This window comes from Burkholderia glumae LMG 2196 = ATCC 33617 (assembly GCF_000960995.1).
GTDB classification, from domain to species: domain Bacteria; phylum Pseudomonadota; class Gammaproteobacteria; order Burkholderiales; family Burkholderiaceae; genus Burkholderia; species Burkholderia glumae.
In genome coordinates this window covers 2,013,166-2,030,137 of record NZ_CP009434.1, presented here as the reverse complement: position 1 = coordinate 2,030,137, position 16,972 = coordinate 2,013,166, and the positions used below count along the sequence as shown (strand labels likewise).

Sequence of the window (16,972 nt, the reverse complement as noted above, 5' to 3'; positions counted from 1 at the left end):
GAAGGCGCGAGGCGGGGGGAGCGGTGGGACACGCGCCGCGAGGCCGAGGCGTGCGCCTGAAGGCGTTCAGCTCGCGGCCAGATCGAGATGGAAGAACTGGTTGAAGCCCGTGGCGGTGTAGTCGCCGAAGCGTTCGCCCTTGATGAAGCCGTGGCGCCGGTACATCGCCACGGCGGCCTCGAAGGCATCGCCCGAACCGGTTTCCAGGCTCACGCGCGTATAGCCGCGCTCGCGCGCGAGGCCGAGCAGGTGCGTGAGCAATCGTGAGGCCACGCCGCGGCGCAGATGCGCCGGATAGGTGCGCATCGACTTGATTTCACCGCGGGTTGGCGAGAGTTGGCGCAGTGCGCCGCAACCGAGCAGGCTGTCGTCTTCCCAGGCGGTGAAGAACGCGATGTCCGGCCGCCTGAGGCCGGACAGGTCGAGCGCGGACACGCTGTCCGGCGGAGAGTTCGCATGCATGCCCTGCAAGTGCAGACTCAGCAGATCCTGGACCTGCGGATGTTCGAAGTCGCCTGGTTTGATGATCATGAAGCGCGTCCCGTCATGTCTCGTCAGAGGAGGGCGCCACGCGGTGAATGCCGCGCGGCGGCAGCATCAGTATCGCACCGGCCCCGCTGGTTGCGCAGCCACGCTCGTTCTGTTTTCGCCCCGGCGGCGCGTCAGGCGCGGCACCGGCGCGCTTGCGCCGATCGCCCGCGAGATCGCCGACACCAGCCTCGAACTGCCGCGCCGTGCCGGTGCACGCCGCCGTCGTCAACAAAGTCGGGAAATCTGCAGCGGCAACGGGCACAATGCGTGTCGGCGGCGCGAGCGCGAGCTCACCGCGCCGCACGACAACCGTCCTGACCCGTGAGGCGCGCGAAGCGCCGCGGCGGCGACCGGACACGCCCGGCCACGACGTGCCGGCCCGTCCGCCTGCATCGCGGTGCGCCTCGCCTGGAAGCTTGAATCGACCATGACTGCCCTTCGCGATTCGCTGGAACGCATTGCCATCGACGCCGGCGCGGCGATCCTCGAGGTGTACCGCGCCGGCCCCGACGTGGCTTACAAGAACGATCATTCGCCCGTGACCGACGCCGACCAGCGTGCCGAGGCGATCATCCTGTCCGGGCTGGCCGCCGCGTTTCCCGGCGTCCCGGTGGTGGCCGAGGAAGCGGTCGCCGCCGGGCGCGTGTCCGAGATCGGCGGCGGCCGGTTCTTCCTCGTCGATCCGCTGGACGGAACCCGGGAGTTCATCGCCCGGCGCGACGATTTCACCGTCAATATCGCGCTGATCGAGCAGGGCGTGCCGGTGGCCGGCATCGTGCTCGCGCCGGCGCTGCGCTGCGCCTACGTGGCGGTCGAGGGCCGCGCCGAGAAGCTCGTGCTCGGCGCGGATCTGAGGGTCGAGGCGCGCCGGCCGATCCGCACGCGCCCGCGCGGGGCGAGCCTGACGGCCGTGGTCAGCCGCTCCCACCACAGCCGCGAAACCGAAGCGTTTCTCGCCGATCATGGCGTGACCGACCAGGCGAGCGCCGGCTCGTCGCTGAAGTTCTGCCTGCTTGCGGAAGGCCGCGCGGATGTCTACCCGCGCTTCGGCCGCACCATGGAGTGGGACACGGCGGCCGGCCACGCGGTGCTGAGCGCGGCCGGCGGAACGGTGGTGCGCGCGGACGGCGCCCGGCTCGACTACGGCAAGACCCGCCAGCAGGGCGACAGCGATTTCGCCAATCCGCACTTCATCGCCTGGGCGGATGGCGCGTCGGTGACGCCGCGCCGATAAGCCGCTCGACGCCAATCCAGGCCGATGACGCCGGCTGCCATCACGCCAGCGCCGTCCTTTCGTCAACGACACCGTCAACGAAACGGGCGCATCGACGCCGGTGACCAAGCTGAGAGCAGGCGCATACAGGCCGGCTCAGCCTTCCGGTGCGTTGCTCGAGTGGCCGAACAAGCGGGCAACCAGAGCGCGCAGCCATTGATTACCCGCCTCGTGGTGATAGCGCGCGTGCCAGTGCTGCCGCACCGCGAAGCCCTCGACCGGAATCGGGCACCCATGGACCGCCAGATCGCTCGCCTGGGCCAGCGTCTCGCCGATGTGGCGCGGCAACGTCGTGATCAGATCCGTGTTTCGAACGATCGCGCCGAGCCCGAGAAAGCCGGGCAGTTCGAGCACGACCTGCCGTTCGATGCGCTCGCGCAGCAGCGCCTGTTCGAGCAGGGCGGTGCCGGTGCCCGCCGTGATCGCCACATGTCCTTCGGTGCGATAGGCGTTGGCGCTCAGGCGTTTTTTAAGGCGCGGATGATGGCGGTTCGCGAGACACACCCAATCCTGCTCGTAAAGCTGCTGCTGATAGATGCCGCCGCTGAGCCAGGGCACGTAGCCGATCGCGAGATCGGCCTCGCCCGATTCGAGCGCGCGCTCGGTGTTGCCGTCGATGCGCGCGGCCTGCAGCCTTACGCCGGGCGCCTGCGCCCGCACGTGCGCGAGCAAGCGCGGCAGCAAGGTCACGTGGCTCGCGTCGCTCATGCAGATGCGAAAGCGCCGCTGCGCGGTCGCCGGGTCGAACGCGACCTCCCAGGTCGAGAGGCGCCGCAATGATTCGAGTATCTCCCGGCACGGGCCGATCAGCGCGTCCGCTTGCGGGGTCGGCACCATGCCGGCCGCGGTGCGAACGAACAGCGGGTCGTGCAGATGCTCGCGCAAACGCGCCAGCCAGATGCTGACGGTCGGCTGGCTCTGGCCGAGTTGCTCGGCCGCGCGCGTGACGCTGCGCGCGTCGTAGAGCAGGTCGAACAGCTGCAGCAGCTTCAGTTCGGGCAGGTCGGTCGGCGTCATCGCGGCATCAGCAATATTGAATAATGCAATGATGCCATTTTCTCCATTGCATTGCGACATCGTGCAGCGCCGCTTATCGTGACCTCACACGTTAAGGAGACGCTCTTGAAAATTGCGATGCTGGGAGCCGGTGCGCTGGGCTGCGCGATCGGCGCGACGCTCACCGAAGGCGGTCACGAGACCTGGCTGATCGACCGCTCGCCGGCCCATGTCGAGGCGATGCGCACCCATGGCCTGCGCGTCGACGACGCGCGCGGCTCGCGCCAGGTGCGGGTTCTCGCGACCACCGATGCCAGCGAGGCGGGCATGGCCGACGTGGTGATCGTGCTCGTCAAATCGTTCCAGACCGACGCGGCGATTCGCGGTGCCCAGGCGCTGGTTGGACCCGACACGCTGGTCCTGTCGCTGCAGAACGGGCTCGGCCATGAAGACATCCTCGCCGATGCCGTGGGCCGCGAACGGGTGCTCGCGGGCAAGACCTACGTGGGCGGCGTGCTGCGCGGCGCCGGCCATATCGAGTCGGGGGTGGTCGGCAAGCACACCATCATCGGCGAACTGGACGGGCGCGTGAGCCCGCGCGTGCAACGCCTCGCCGCGGCATTCAGCAGCGCGGGACTCGCCACCCAGGTCAGCGACAACATCGTCGGCGCGATGTGGGACAAGCTGCTGGTGAACGTCGCGACGGGCGCGCTGACCGGCATCACGTCGCTCACCTATGGCCAGCTCTACGACGAGCCGCTGCTCAAGGCCGCGTCGCTCGCGGCCGTCGCCGAAGCGATCGCGGCCGCGCAAGCCGCCGGCGTCACGCTGTCGATGACCGATCCCGAGCAGGCCTGGACGCTGGCCGCGCAAGGCCTGCCCGCGACGTTCAAGACCTCGATGCTGCAGAGCCTGGAAAAGGGCTCGGTGACCGAAATCGACTTCATCAACGGTTCGGTCGTGCGCTGGGGCGAGCGCCACGGCGTGCCGACGCCCGTCAACGCCACGCTCGTGGCCTGCATCAAGGGAATCGAGCGCGCGATGGCGGATCGCCGGAAAGCGGGAGCCCAGGCATGAGCGCGCCGCGAGCCTATCTCGAACACGTCGCCGTTTTCGTGCGCGACATCCACTGGCACATCCGCTTTTTCGAGGACGTGTTCGGCATGACGATGCGCGAGGTCGACGGCACGGCCGAAGCGCCGCGCCAGTACTGGACGCTCGGCGGCATGCAGTTCATCGGCATGCCGGATTTCGCGCAGCCGGAAGGACGGCTCGCCCATCTCGGCATCATGTGCGAGGACCTCGAAGCGGCGCTGGCCGCGGCGCGCCGCTACGAGGTGCAGCCGATGCCGCAAGGTCCGAACTGGCTGCGCCTGCCCGACGGCCTCGCCATCGAGTTGATTCAGGCGAAGCCGGCGCGCTGCGTCGCGCAGGCGCTCGCTATCGATCCGCGCTCGGAGGCATGAGATGACCATCGTCGAAAAATACTGGGACGACGCGCGCGAAGGCGACGAGTGCGTGAGTCCGCCTTACACCGTCACGAAGGAACGCATTCTGGCCTACGCGACCCTCACGGGCGACCATACGCCCGTGCACGTCGACGAGGCCTATGCGAACGCGAGCCACTTCGGCTGCCTGGTCGCGCACGGGCTGTTCGGTCTGTCCATCGCGGACGGCCTGAAGACGCAGAGTGCTTATCGCTTCCTGCCGGGCATGTCGCTGGGCTGGAGCTGGGATTTCGTGCTGCCGATCAAGGTCGGCGACGTGCTGCACGTGAAGTTTCGCGTCGGCTCGATGAGGCCGAGCAAGAGCCGTCCGGACTGGGGCATCGTGATACTGCCGTCGGAGCTGATCAACCAGCAGGGCGAGGTCGTGCAACGCGGCGAACATCGCCTGATGGTGCCGCGTCGGCCGGGAGCCGCGCGATGAAGCAGGCTCGTCCACTCGAAGGGATGCGCGTGGTCGACTACAGCCACTTTCTCGCGGGGCCTTACGTGGGGCGCTGCCTCGCCGCGCTGGGCGCGGACGTGATCAAGGTCGAACGACCCGGCGGCGGCGACGCGGGCCGCCAGCACGCCACCGTGCTCGACGCGCGTTCGAGCGGCTATTTCCTGCAGCTGAACATGGGCAAGCGCGGCGTCAGCGTGAACATGAAGGAGCCGCGCGGCAGGGCTTTCATGGAACGGCTGTGCGACTCGGCGGACGTGTTCGTGGAGAACTATCGTCCCGGCGCGCTCGACAAGCTCGGGCTCGGCTACGAAGCACTGTCGGCGCGCAATCCCGGGTTGGTCTACTGCTCGATTTCGGCATATGGGCACACCGGACCGGACGCGCATCGCGCCGGCTTCGGCCTGATTGCCGAGGCCAAGAGCGGCATCATGCAGATGGTCGGTTCGCCGGGCGAGCGTCCGCCGCTGCTGCGCATTTCGCTCGGCGACATGTACACGGGAATCCATGCGGTCGCGGCGATCAATGCGGCCCTGCTCGGCCGCGTGAAAAGCGGGCGCGGGCAGCATATCGACATGGCGCTCTACGACACGCTGGTGTCGATGCACGAGTACGCGGTCCAGTGCTACACGCTTGCCGATGTCCTGCCCGAGCAGACCGGACACGACATGCCCGGCTCCACGCTGTACGGCGTGTTCCGCGCGACCGACGGCGATCTGGTGATCGCGGCGCAGGTGGACGAGGCATGGAAGCGCTTCGCCGCGCTGATCGAGGCGAACGGCGGCCCGCCAGGCTTCGGCGCCGATCCGCGGTTTCACGACAGCGTGGGGCGCAACGCCCATCGGCGCGAGATTCTCGCGGTGGTCGAGCCGTGGGTCGGCGCACGCACGGTCGCGCGGATTCTCGAGCTGCTCGACGCCATCGACGTGCCGTGCGCAAAGGTGCAGCGTATCGACGAAGTGATTGCCGATCCGCAGATCCAGGCGCGCGGCATGATCGTCGAGCAGGAGCACCCGCGTTACGGCACGCTGCGCCTGCCCAACTTGCCGTTCCGCTTTTCCGGGTGCGACACCACGATTCGCGAGGTCGCGCCCGATCTGGGCCAGCACAACGCCGAAATCGCGCGAGCGCTGGGTTTCACGGCGGCCGAGATCGAGGCGATGCAGGCCGATGGCGTGCTGTACGACAAGTGAGGCGACGATGCGCGATACCTATGCCGTGATCGGCAACCCCATTGGCCATACCAAATCGCCGATGATTCATCGGATGTTCGCCGATGCGACCCGGCAGGCGATGGACTACACGGCGATCGAGGGCCCGCGTGAACCCGCCGGCGCGTTCGCGGCCACGGTGCGCGAGTTCATCGCGGCGGGCGGCAAGGGCATGAACATCACCGCGCCGTTCAAGCTGGCCGCGTTCGAGCTGGCCGACGCGCGCAGCGAGCGGGCGAGCCTGGCGGGCGCGGCGAACGCATTCAAGTTCGACGGCGGCCGGATTCTGGCCGAGAACTTCGACGGCATCGGCCTGCTGCGCGACATCGAGGTGAATCTGCACGCGCCGCTCGCGGGCCGGCGCGTGCTGCTGCTCGGTGCCGGCGGCGCGGCGCGCGGCGCGCTGCTGCCGTTTCTCGGCGCGGGCCCCGCGGAACTGGTGATTGCCAACCGTCATGTCGAGAAGGCGCAGGCGCTGGTTTCGCAGGGCGCCGCGCTCGGGCCGGCGCGCGCCTGCGCTTACGCCGAGCTGGAGCGGATGGGGCGCTTCGAGCTGGTCGTCAACGCGACCTCCGCCAGCCTCACGGGAGATTTGCCGCCGGTGCCGCCCGGCGTCTTCAGCCCGCACGGCACCGCCTATGAACTGGCCTATGGCAAGCGTCTGACGCCGTTCCTGCGGCTGGCCCGCAATGCCGGCGTCGCCGGTATCGCGGACGGCGTCGGCATGCTGGTCGAGCAGGCCGCCGAAGCCTTCGCTTGGTGGCGCGGCGTGCGCCCGGACACGCAGGCGGTGATCGACCAGCTGGCCGTGCCGCTCGATTAGCGCCGCGCTGCCTCCGGTTCCGGTCCGGGCCACGGTCGCGCCGGAGCCCGGCGCCGCGGCGCAGGCCGTCACGCGCCGGGCTTCGCCTGGCCGTGCCGGCCGCTTCCGGAATGCCGGGCCTGAAGAAAACCGAGACGCATTCCTATTTATTTTCAAAGCAAAAACAAGGGGTTATAGCGGCGTTTCGGCAAGTGGAATGCGACAATCCAACCCTGGACACACCGCCGAATTCCATTACGCCTTCTCCGGGGGACCCGCCATGACCAATGCCGCCTCGCCCGAGTCGCAGCAGCTCGACGCCGGCCGGCGCAGCACGCTGATCAGCGCGGTCGTGAACGTGGTGCTGTCGCTGGCCCAAGTCACGATCGGCCTGGCGGCGCACTCGCAGGCCTTGGTGTCGGACGGCATACATTCGCTGTCCGATCTCGTATCCGATTTCGTCGTGCTGATCGCGGGCTCGCAGAGCCGCAAGGGCCCGGATCGCGACCATCCCTATGGGCATCAGCGCTACGAGACCGCCGCCAGCCTGATCCTCGGGATGCTGCTGCTGGCGGTGGGCGGCGGCATGCTGTGGGCGGCAACGCGCAAGTTCGCCGAGCCGTCCTCGATCGCCAGCGTGCATGCCGTCGCGCTATGGGTGGCGATGGCCGCCTTGGTGGCGAAGGAACTGTTGTTTCGCTACATGCTGCGCGTGGCGAAACGGCTGCGCTCGAGCATGCTGGCCGCCAATGCCTGGCATGCCCGCTCCGATGCCGCCTCGTCGCTGGTGGCCCTGGTCGGCATCGCCGGCAACCTGCTCGGCTATCCGATTCTCGACCCGGTGGCCGCGCTGGTCGTCGGGTTGATGGTCATCCGCATGGGCGGCCAGTTCGCCTGGACGGCGATCAACGACCTGATGGATCGCGCCGTGGACGACGAGGAGGTGGCGCGCATCGGCGAGACGGTGGGCGCCACGCCGGGCGTGGCGGGCTTTCATGCGCTGCGGACCCGGAAAATGGGCGACATGATCCTGGTCGACGTGCATCTTGAGGTCGAGGCGAGCCTGTCGATCGTCGAGGGGCACGAGATCGCCACCGCGGTCGAGAACAATCTGATGACGCGGCACCGTGTGCTCGGCGTCATGACGCACGTCGATCCGGTGGCGCCGAGCGGGCCGCGCGTGGGGCGCCCGCGGCACGCCTGAGGGCCGGCGGCCGTCGCGAGCGCGTCCTGGCGCAAGCGCCGGCCCGCGTTGCGTCCGCGCCCGGTGCGTTCCCGCAGCGCGGCATTCGAGCCTGGCCGCGATGGCGGTTTCCCACCTCGAACGATCCCGGGAGGCAGGCCGGGCACGGCCGCCGGCACGAACGCGCCTGCAGGGTTGCGGTCAATCGGCACGAGTCGCGCGTTGTTCGCGCAACGAGAAAATCTTCATGCCGGCCAGCATCGCGACGACGAACCAGATCGCCTTGATCTCGCCGCCGCCCGCGCTCACCAGAGCCGGGCCCGGGCAGAACCCCGCCAGGCCCCAGCCGGCACCGAACATGGCGCTGCCCGCGAGCAGGCGGCGGTCGATGCGCGTGGCGGTCGGCATCGACAGCGGTGCGCCGAGCAGGCTGCGCTTGAGCCGGCGCGCGATCGCGAAGCCGACGCTGCCGGCCGCGATCGCGCCGGCCATGACCAAGGCCAGCGACGGGTCCCAGTTGCCCGCGATATCGAGGAAACCCAGCACCTTGGCCGGGTTGGCCATGCCGGAGACGAGCAGTCCTGCCGCGAACAGCAGGCCGCATAGCAGCGCGTTGAGAAGCAGCATGTCAAAGCCCGATCAGATGGCGGATCACGTAGACAGTCGCAAAACCCGTGGCCATGAAGCTTGCCGTGGCGGCCAGCGAGCGCAGCGAACCGCGTGACAGGCCGCACACGCCATGGCCGCTGGTGCAGCCGGACGCGTAACGGGTGCCGATGCCGACCAGCAGGCCGGCCGCCACCAGCACCGCAGGCGATGACGTGATCGAGACCGCCGGCAGTGTCGTGAAAAGCCTGGCCAACCAGGGCGCGCCAAGCAGTCCGATCACGAACGCGGCGCGCCAGGAACGATCCCGGCCGGCGTCGAGCAGACCCCCGAGCATGCCGCTGATGCCGGCGATACGGCCGTTGCCGAGCACCAGCAGCGTCGCCGCGAGGCCGATCAGCAGGCCGCCGGCGAGCGCGGGCAAGGGCGTGAAGTGGGCGAGGTCGAGGCTCATGCCGGCCGCCCCTTGGCGTCACCGCAATACAGTTTCGACAAGGTCTCCATGATGCTCACGACTTCGGCGCTCGCGAGGCGGTAGTACATGTACTTTCCCTCGCGCCGCGTCACGACCAGACCCTCGTCGCGCAGCACGCCGAGCTGTTGCGAAAGGTTCGGCTGGCGAAGGCCGACCGCCGCCTCCAGTTCGCCGACGTTGTATTCGCCTTCGCTCAATTGGCACAACAGCAGCAAGCGGTCCTCGTGCGCCATGACCTTGAGAAGGGCACAGCACTTCGTCGCGGATTGCCGCAGCGAGTCGAGTGCGGCGTGAGACAACGGGGTTTGCATCGATCGGCTCCTTCCGGCAGAGGATCAGGTCGAGTCAATATAATTTAAAACATATTGTTTTTCAATATATTGATCAGGATAAGGTTTTCCCGACCTTCAGTAGTTTGTATGGATGTCGTAAACAATCTGGAAGAGTGTTCAACATGGTCGGGAGCCGCAATGAAAAACGTGACTGTATCCACCCGCCTGATCGCCGGGTTCGGGTTGTTGACCGCCTTGTTGCTGGCAGTAGCGGCAATTGGCTTTTATGGCCTGTCGCAATTGAATGGGAGGCTGGACGATATCGCACGCGTGAACAACGCCGAAACCAAGCTGGCTAACCAGTTGCGCACCTCGATACAGGATCGGGCGATCGCCGTGCGAAATTTGGCGCTGCTCAGCGACGCGCAGGACATGGCCAAGGAGGCCGAGCGCATCAGCAAGCAGGAGCAGATCTATGCCGACGCGTACCAGAAGCTGTCGCAGCTGTTTACCGACGAACCCGGTACGACGGAGCGCGAGAAAGCGCTCCTCGCTCAGATCAGGCGAGACGAGGCGGCGGCACTGCCGCCGCTGCGCAAGGCGGCCCAACTGAGCCTGGCGAACGACAGGGAGGGCGCTACCCGCGAGTTGCTGCAGAACGCCAGAACGCCCCAACGAACCTGGCTGGCACGCGCGGTCGAGCTGGCTGATTTCGAGGACCAGCTCAACGACCAGGCGCAACGGGACGCCGTGAGCCTGTACTCGAGCGTGCGGGTACTGATCGCGGCCATCGTCGCGGCCTCGCTGCTGGTGGCGGCCGTGGCCGCGGTCCTCATTACGCGCAGCATCCTGAGGCAGCTTGGCGGCGAACCCGGCCTCGCGCAGTCGGTGGCGGCGGAGATCGCCAATGGCAACCTGATGGTGGACCTGCATCTGAAGCCCGGCGATTCGACCAGCCTGATGGCCTCGCTGGAAGCGATGCGCGCCAGGCTGACCTCGATCGTGCACGGCATCAAGACCTCGGCCGAATCCATCTCGGTTGCCGCCAACCAGGTTGCGCAGGGCAATGTGGATCTCTCCCAGCGCACCGAGGAACAGGCGGCATCGCTCGAAGAGACGGCGGCCAGCATGGAGGAACTGACCTCGACGGTGAAGCACAACACCGACAATGCCCGGCAGGGCAGCACGCTCGCGGTCACGGCTTCGCAGACCGCTACGTCGGGCGGTGACGTGGTCCGGCAGGTGATGGGCACCATGGATGACATCACGTCGAGCTCGCGCAAGGTTGCCGAGATCATTTCCGTGATCGAGGGCATTGCCTTCCAGACCAATATCCTGGCGCTCAACGCGGCGGTCGAGGCGGCGCGCGCAGGCGAGCAGGGGCGCGGCTTCGCGGTGGTCGCCGGGGAGGTACGCACGCTGGCGCAGCGCAGCGCGGTGGCGGCCAAGGAAATCAAGGAACTGATCGAGACGTCGGTATCGCATGTGGCAGCGGGCTCGCAATTGGTGGGCGATGCCGGCACGACCATGGACGAGATCGTGCGCTCGGTGAAGCGGGTCAGCGACATCATGGGCGAGATCGCGTCGGCGTCGGCGGAGCAGAGCACGGGAATCGAGCAGGTCAACGTGGCGGTGGCGCAGATGGACGAGGTCACCCAGCAGAACGCGGCGCTGGTGGAGCAGGCCACGGCCGCGGCGCAGTCGATGGCGGATCAGGCGGAAAATCTGCGGGCCACGGTGTCGATCTTCCGGGTCGATGCGAGGGTGCAGACGGAGCCCGCCGCCGCCGTGAAGCGGCAGGTGAGCGTCGCGCCGAAGCAGGCCAAGCGCCGTCCCGAACCGGCACGGCTGCCGGCACGGGTGGCCGCGCCGGCGGCCGCTGCGGCCGGGGCGGGAAGCGGCGAGTGGGCCACGTTCTGACGCGCAGGCAGGCGGCCGTTCGGCCTGACCGGCAGCGGCGCTTGCGCATGCGCAGGCACGAGGTGATGCCGTGGCGGCGCCTGCCGCCGATCGGCTTCTGGTGCTCATTACCTCATGCCCGGCGGGCCGCGCCGGGCACCTTTTTCCGCCGGAGCCGACCATGACCGACCAACCCCGCCTCAGCTACGCCACCGTCCTGCGCAATGCCGAAGGGCTCCTGCAGGACATGACGTGCGGCCGCTCCGCTCTCGAACTGGACGCCGAGACCCGGGCGATGGGGCGCGGCGTCATCGCGCTGTTCGAGGCGATGAGCGACGAAGTCGGCATGGCTCTCGATGCGGCCGCGTGCGCGGCCTTTCGCGACAATCTCGCCCGCTTGCGCGAGCTGGTTCGAGATCCGGCCGACTAGGCGGCCGCCGCCGATCTGGATGCATCGACGCAGTGCGAGCCGATGCGCGGTGTTGCGGCTGCCCGCCTATCCAGGCGCGCAGCGCTTCGCGCTTGCCCCGGCCTCAAGGCGCCCACGGGGCGGCGATGACCCAGCTAACGTCATCGGCCCACGAATTCGCGTTGTCGAAATCGTTGGGGCCGCCGTCACTGCTCACGTAGAGCACGTTGGCGAAATGGCGCAGGTATCGCGTAGGGTAGTTGTAGGAGTGGAACGACGTTCCCTTGCCGTTCTTGGCGGGCTCGGCGCAGAACGTCGCGTCCTCACGGTACTGTTGCGTACCGTCCATCGGCTGAAGATACACGTGATAATTGTAGTGGCGCATGAACGCACCCGGATTGTCACGCGATTCGAACGAATAGCAGCTCGGATCGGCAAGGCCGGCCCGCACGATCCAGGAGCCGTCCTGTTTCGCGGCCGCTCCGCTGTTTGCCGCCACCGCTTCGGTGTCCACCACCTTGCTTTGCGCGTTGCCGCCTGCCTGAAGGCTGATGTAGCGAGTCGTGCAGCAAGGCGTGGTGGCATTCAGCGAAATAGTCGAGTCCGCCGTCAGCTCGCCCGATTTGGCCGTCGGGCCGCCATAACCCACGGCAATGATGTTGTTTTGGACGGCGTCGTCGGTCGCGTCGCTAGGCACGCCCTGGGTCATCACGCCTTCGAAGAACGAGCCGATCGAGCCATTGCTGTTGTCGCCACCCGTGCCAAGCACGATGGAGCCTTCCAGAGACATCGGCTGATAGCCATTGGTCGGCAGGCTGCCCGAATAACTGGTCGCGAGCGCCCCGCTCTGCGCGTTGCCATGTTTCAGCGTGAACGTGGTTCGACCATTGTTTTTCAACATCGCGGTCACGAAGGGCTCGGTATCACCGGTATTGGCCGGATTCTGGCTGGGGCCGGCGCCGGATTGGAACAAGCCATTCTCGAGATCCGCCTGCACCCAGGGCCCGCTGCCGCTGCAGGGCGCGAACCAACATTCGTTGCCGAAGTTGATTGAATCCATGTGGCCGTTGCCGGTGTCGTTGTTCGAGGTCTCGGCGTTGCCGTAGTCGAAGCAGCAACCACTGTTGTAGTGCGTGCCGGACGTCACCATGTAGAGCCCTTCGGGGTTGCCGCCTCGAGCCACGCCGGAGGCCGACTCGTTGCGGTAACCCATGCCGCCGGAAAACGAGGCTCCATACACCTTGACCCCGCCGGCAGTAGTGGGAAGCGCATCGGCAGGCACCCCGGTATCGGGTCCGCCATTGCCGCCTCTGCCTTCGATCGTCAGATCGTTGTGGTAGGAGGTCTGGTCGTAGATGATGGTAATCATGCAAGTCGTCCCGGCGCAGAACTTGTCCTGCGCCGCCGCGTTGGCGTAGCCGCCTTTGGCTAGCAAGGGAATATCCATGGTTTGACCGTCGGACGCCCGCTTGACCTGATAAAGCGAACCGTTGAACGACTTGAAGAGTGCCCGCGTCGTGCTGTGGGCCGCCACGCAAGCGGTTCCAGCATTTGCATAGATGTCGCATGGCAACAGATTCGGACTATCGAGACTCGCGGCCATCGACAGGCCCGGGCCGATCAAAAGAAAAGCCAACCAGAAAAACAGCGCTCCCCGAAGGGTGCGAGTCAAAGATATGCGCAACATAGTGGAATGCCCTCTCGTGATGAATTGTTCACTACATCGATCTGTAAGGGATTTGGAGTGCGATATCGAAGCCTTACTCCAGACATCTCTCGACTGAGACGCTTTTATGCCGGTGCCAAACTGTTCTCTGCGCGGCAGTTCCGGATCGTGTCCCGGCCTGCCGTCTTTTTTGTGGCCCGCAGTGTGCACGTAGTGTATTGGCGAGGGCGGTGAACAACCAATGAAGTATCGGACCGTTCCGATACACGTCTTATCATTGGTACAAACACTAGTCGCGGCGTAGCGACAACGCGCGATGAGACGCCGGCCGCAACGGGTGGCGCCGGCGCGGCGGCATGAGGGAGCAGGGCGCCGCCAGGCAGCGGGCAGCGGGCAGCGGCGCTCGCGGCAGCGGTGTGGTTGCGGCCGCGCGATGCGCTTGTGCAGCGGGGGCAATGGGCGCAGCAATCAACGTCCGGCATGCCGGATCGGTCCGGCCACTCGCTGCGCGCGTCGCTCATTCGAGCCGCCGTGGGGCGGCTCGACGGGACATGGGTTCGGCGGCGAGGCAGGCCGGCACGCGGCGCGCCGGCTGGCGCCGAAACCGGAAGACCTGGCGGGCCGGCCCGACGCGCGTGGCGCGAACGAGCGCTCGACCCGCCGCCGACTCAGCTGCTCAGGCCCATCGCCGGGTCGGATACCGAGTCCCGACCGGTCTCGATGCGTCCCGCGAAGCGCCGCTTGAAGCTCGGCGCATTGCTGCTGCTGACCGTGAAGTCATACCAGTTGCCATGTTCGGCGACGCTCCAGCTCAACTCGCCCGAGCCGTTGGCGGCGACCGCGAGCGTCCAGGGGCCGTCGCTGCGATAGGCGTTCGCCGTCACCGTGAAGGTGGTCGGCGTGCTGCCGCGATTGAACAGCTTCACGCTCAGCGCCGAGGCATCGCAAGGCTGGTAGCAGATCTGCACTTCGGGGTCCGCGCCGGCCGCGATATCCCCCAGGTTGCCGACGTATTCGCGGTGATAGCCGTTCGGCCCGAGCACCCACAGATCGTAGCTGCCTTGGTCGGCGGCAGCCGGCGTCCAGCTGCCGCTCAGCGATTTGCCCGCCTCCACCACGTAGCGGCGCGGAATCCGGTCCAGGTGAAGGCGATCGTAGACGTGGAACACCGCCCCCGTCTGCGCGAGGCTCGCGTTCATGAATTCGAGCGTGATGACGGCGCTCGACGGATGCGCGGTGGTATGCAATTCGTAAGGCAGCGCGCGCGACGGCCGCGTGCCGGTGGCCTGCGCGGGCAGCGCCGAAGTGGCGGAGGCGCTCGGCACGGGAATCGCGTGCGCGGCGGCCTGCGAGGCGGCCAGCGAATCGGCGCCGACCTTGGTGGTGCGGCCCGACAGCGTCGGCAGCGCGCCGTCGTTGGGCGACACGAAGTTGAAGCACGAGGTGAGATCGCCGCAGACGGTGCGGCGGTAGCGGCTGATCTGCGGCTCGGCCACGCCGAAACGCTGCTCGAGGAAGCGCAGCGTGGAGGTGTGGTCGAATACCTGTGAATTGACGAAGCCGCCGCGGCTCCACGGCGAGATCACCCACATCGGCACGCGCGGGCCGGGGCCGTAAGGGCGGCCGTCGATGGCGGGCTGGTTGGCGGTGGCCGGCGTGTAGTTGTGGTACTCCGGCGCCATCTCGGCATCGGCCAGCGTGCTGCCGCCCGCCAGCGTGCCGTCGGGGTTGTGCGAGGGGGCGCTCGGCGGCGGCAAGTGGTCGAAGAAGCCGTCGTTCTCGTCGTAGTTCACGATCAGCACGGTCTTGCTCCACACGTCCGGATTCGCGGTCAGCGCGTCGAGCACCTCCTGAATGTACCAGCCGCCCTGCGTGGGGCTCGACGGCCCCGGATGCTCGCTGTAGTACGAGGGCGGAATGATCCACGACACGGAAGGCAGCGTGCCGTTCTGGATGTCGTCGCGGAAGGTTTCGAGGAAGCCCTGCGGCATGGTATTGCCGAAGCCCTTGGCGAGCGGGCTCAGCGCGTCGTCGATGGCGGGATCGTAGAACGGGCCGGCCGCGGTCACGGCCTGGTTGATGTCCACGGTCGAGACGTACACCGGCCGCCGCGCGGCCGGCATCTGCTCGATCGCCGCCCGCCAGTGGCGGAAGCCCATCATCTCGTTGCAGCCGAAGTTGTCGACCAGGCTCTGGTACACCTTCCAGCCCACGCCTGCCGCCTGCAAGCGGTCCGCATAGGTGGTCCAGGTCCAGCCCGAGGTGGAGGGGCCGATGTCGTTGCCGCCGTTGAACTCGTTGTTGAGCGCCGCCACGCGCACCGCGCTGCCGTCGGCCGGGCTGATCCCGCTCGGGCCGTTGGTGCCGCTCCAGTAGAACAGGCGGTTGGCGATCGTGCCGGTGTGCATGCCGCAGTGGTAGGCGTCGCACAGCGTGAACGCGTCGGCCAGCGCGCGATGGAACGGCACCTCGGCGTTCTCGTAGTAGCCGAGCGAGAGCGGGGTCTTGGCGGTGGGCCAGGCCGACATGCGGCCGTTGTCCCAGGCCGCCTGCGCATCGTTCCAGGTGTGCGGCGTGCCCCCGGCGCGCAGCGCGTTGCCCTGCGTCTCGTCGAGGTGATACGGCGTGAGCGTGCTGGTCACGCCGGCCTTCGTATAGCTCTGGTGGAAGATGTTGGCGGCGCCCGGCGACGGAATCGCGAAGCGGTCGCCGTAGCCGCGCACGCCGCGGAAGGTGCCGAAGTAGCTGTCGAACGAGCGGTTCTCGAGCATCAGCAGCACCACGTGCTGCACGTCCTGGATGGTGCCGGTGGCGTTGTTGGCGTCGATCGCGAGCGCGCGCCGGATCGCCGGCGGAAACGCCGACAGCGTGGCGGCGGCCGCCGCGCCGCCGAGCGAGGTCTTCAGGAACCGGCGTTTGGAAGAGCTGAATGTCATTGGAGAAGCGTCCGGATAAAGAAGGCGCGGCTCAGGGAGCCGGGGCGCAGTGGCGCGTCGAGCAGGCGGCCGGGGCCGGGGTGGTCGCCGACGTCGCTTGGGGCGGGTCATCGCCGCCGCCGCAGGCGGCAAGCAGCAGGCTCGCGCAAAGAAGCGCCGTGCTGCGCCATGAAATATCCGGAATGAAAAGGCGACGCGCTAGTGTGGTCATGTAGGAGTGCGGAGAAAGAGGAGATCAGTGAAACAAGGTCGCCAGCCCCCGCCAGCCCCGTTGTGGCAAGCTTGGCTACCGATCCCGGGCAGCATGCACTGTCTTGTTTGCAGGAATGTGAATGGTTCGGAATGCCGGCCGGGCGAAGCGATACAGTCATGCGTCGCTCGGCGCGCATCGCGCGGGCCTGGCCAGCGCAACGGCGTCTGGCCGCTCGGGCGGCAGCCCGTTGCACCGGGGGCAGTGCTTCCGGCGTGTCGGTCGACCTGCGATGGAACACGATTGAACACGAGCCGATCCCGAGCCGGGCCTTGCCGAAAGCGGCAGGCGTGCCGCGCGGTTGCCGGCCGCCGAACGTGGCGGCATCGCGTAGTGAATGGATCGTCGCCCCGCTTTGCCGGGCGAATCAGTCGATCCGCCAAGCGGCGGGCAGGAGAGTCAAACCAGCCGCGTCGACCGGTATCCGATATCGGACCGCTTGGCCGATATTGCCGGCGAGGCCGTGCCGAGAAGGCATGGCGAGCCGATATGCCATAGGCGATATCGGCTTGTGAA

The 16,972-nt window shown here is 67.5% G+C and carries 17 protein-coding genes; 10 read left to right on the top strand and 7 right to left on the bottom strand.

Translation table 11 applies throughout. The annotated features are described in order from the left end of the window. Positions 1-66: 66 nt before the first annotated feature. Positions 67-531, bottom strand: a complete 465-nt coding sequence (locus KS03_RS09435) for a GNAT family N-acetyltransferase (protein ID WP_012733742.1) — start codon at positions 529-531, stop codon at positions 67-69. Between KS03_RS09435 and KS03_RS31190 the strand changes: the two genes are divergently transcribed. Further along, on the top strand, positions 521-856 hold the full coding sequence (locus KS03_RS31190; RefSeq protein WP_127913907.1) for a hypothetical protein: 336 nt from the start codon (positions 521-523) through the stop codon (positions 854-856). The two genes, KS03_RS09435 and KS03_RS31190, sit on opposite strands and share 11 nt — an antisense overlap. Before the next feature lie 102 nt (positions 857-958). Continuing rightward, positions 959-1,765, top strand: a complete 807-nt coding sequence (gene cysQ / locus KS03_RS09430) for a 3'(2'),5'-bisphosphate nucleotidase CysQ (RefSeq protein ID WP_012733743.1) — start codon at positions 959-961, stop codon at positions 1,763-1,765. Between the two features lie 135 nt (positions 1,766-1,900). Here cysQ and KS03_RS09425 read toward each other — a convergent pair whose 3' ends face one another. Next, positions 1,901-2,821: a LysR family transcriptional regulator gene (locus KS03_RS09425; RefSeq protein WP_012733744.1), complete on the bottom strand. Its 921-nt coding sequence runs from the start codon at positions 2,819-2,821 to the stop codon at positions 1,901-1,903. A gap of 105 nt (positions 2,822-2,926) precedes the next feature. Here KS03_RS09425 and KS03_RS09420 point away from each other — a divergent pair, with 105 nt between their 5' ends. The 6 genes from KS03_RS09420 (at position 2,927) to KS03_RS09395 (ending at position 7,964) form a co-directional block, all read left to right on the top strand. Then, positions 2,927-3,877, top strand: coding sequence for a ketopantoate reductase family protein (locus tag KS03_RS09420; RefSeq protein WP_012733745.1), 951 nt, complete (start codon positions 2,927-2,929; stop codon positions 3,875-3,877). Beyond that, positions 3,874-4,266 carry a VOC family protein gene (locus tag KS03_RS09415; protein ID WP_012733746.1) on the top strand — a complete coding sequence of 131 codons (393 nt, stop codon included), beginning with the start codon at positions 3,874-3,876 and terminating at the stop codon, positions 4,264-4,266. Before KS03_RS09420 ends, KS03_RS09415 begins: the two co-directional genes overlap by 4 nt. 1 nt (position 4,267) lies before the next feature. Beyond that, positions 4,268-4,729: a MaoC family dehydratase gene (locus KS03_RS09410; RefSeq protein ID WP_012733747.1), complete on the top strand. Its 462-nt coding sequence runs from the start codon at positions 4,268-4,270 to the stop codon at positions 4,727-4,729. Beyond that, positions 4,726-5,940 (top strand): CaiB/BaiF CoA transferase family protein, encoded by a 1,215-nt coding sequence (locus tag KS03_RS09405; RefSeq protein WP_012733748.1) that lies wholly within the window; start codon positions 4,726-4,728, stop codon positions 5,938-5,940. The genes KS03_RS09410 and KS03_RS09405 overlap by 4 nt, the downstream gene beginning before the upstream one ends. 7 nt (positions 5,941-5,947) lie before the next feature. Then, positions 5,948-6,781 (top strand): shikimate dehydrogenase, encoded by an 834-nt coding sequence (aroE, locus tag KS03_RS09400; RefSeq protein WP_012733749.1) that lies wholly within the window; start codon positions 5,948-5,950, stop codon positions 6,779-6,781. Between the two features lie 259 nt (positions 6,782-7,040). Next, positions 7,041-7,964: a cation diffusion facilitator family transporter gene (locus tag KS03_RS09395; protein WP_459208523.1), complete on the top strand. Its 924-nt coding sequence runs from the start codon at positions 7,041-7,043 to the stop codon at positions 7,962-7,964. Positions 7,965-8,144: 180 nt separating this feature from the next. On the opposite strand, the gene KS03_RS09390 is transcribed toward KS03_RS09395, so the two are convergent. From KS03_RS09390 to KS03_RS09380, 3 genes are read right to left on the bottom strand one after another with little or no spacing between them, the layout of a single operon-like run. Continuing rightward, positions 8,145-8,570 carry a YeeE/YedE family protein gene (locus KS03_RS09390; RefSeq protein WP_012733751.1) on the bottom strand — a complete coding sequence of 142 codons (426 nt, stop codon included), beginning with the start codon at positions 8,568-8,570 and terminating at the stop codon, positions 8,145-8,147. A gap of 1 nt (position 8,571) precedes the next feature. Continuing rightward, positions 8,572-9,003 (bottom strand): YeeE/YedE family protein, encoded by a 432-nt coding sequence (locus KS03_RS09385; protein ID WP_012733752.1) that lies wholly within the window; start codon positions 9,001-9,003, stop codon positions 8,572-8,574. After that, a complete protein-coding gene (locus KS03_RS09380; RefSeq protein ID WP_012733753.1) occupies positions 9,000-9,335 on the bottom strand; it encodes an ArsR/SmtB family transcription factor in 336 nt (111 codons plus the stop codon). Before KS03_RS09380 ends, KS03_RS09385 begins: the two co-directional genes overlap by 4 nt. A gap of 159 nt (positions 9,336-9,494) precedes the next feature. Here KS03_RS09380 and KS03_RS09375 point away from each other — a divergent pair, with 159 nt between their 5' ends. Beyond that, positions 9,495-11,216, top strand: a complete 1,722-nt coding sequence (locus KS03_RS09375) for a methyl-accepting chemotaxis protein (RefSeq protein WP_012733754.1) — start codon at positions 9,495-9,497, stop codon at positions 11,214-11,216. Between the two features lie 160 nt (positions 11,217-11,376). Further along, positions 11,377-11,625: a hypothetical protein gene (locus KS03_RS09370; protein WP_017432648.1), complete on the top strand. Its 249-nt coding sequence runs from the start codon at positions 11,377-11,379 to the stop codon at positions 11,623-11,625. A 103-nt stretch (positions 11,626-11,728) separates the two neighbouring features. On the opposite strand, the gene KS03_RS09365 is transcribed toward KS03_RS09370, so the two are convergent. After that, a complete protein-coding gene (locus KS03_RS09365) occupies positions 11,729-13,276 on the bottom strand; it encodes an alpha-L-arabinofuranosidase B (protein WP_232252162.1) in 1,548 nt (515 codons plus the stop codon). Positions 13,277-13,938: 662 nt separating this feature from the next. After that, a complete protein-coding gene (locus KS03_RS09360) occupies positions 13,939-16,206 on the bottom strand; it encodes a phosphocholine-specific phospholipase C (protein ID WP_012733756.1) in 2,268 nt (755 codons plus the stop codon). Positions 16,207-16,972 lie beyond the last annotated feature (766 nt).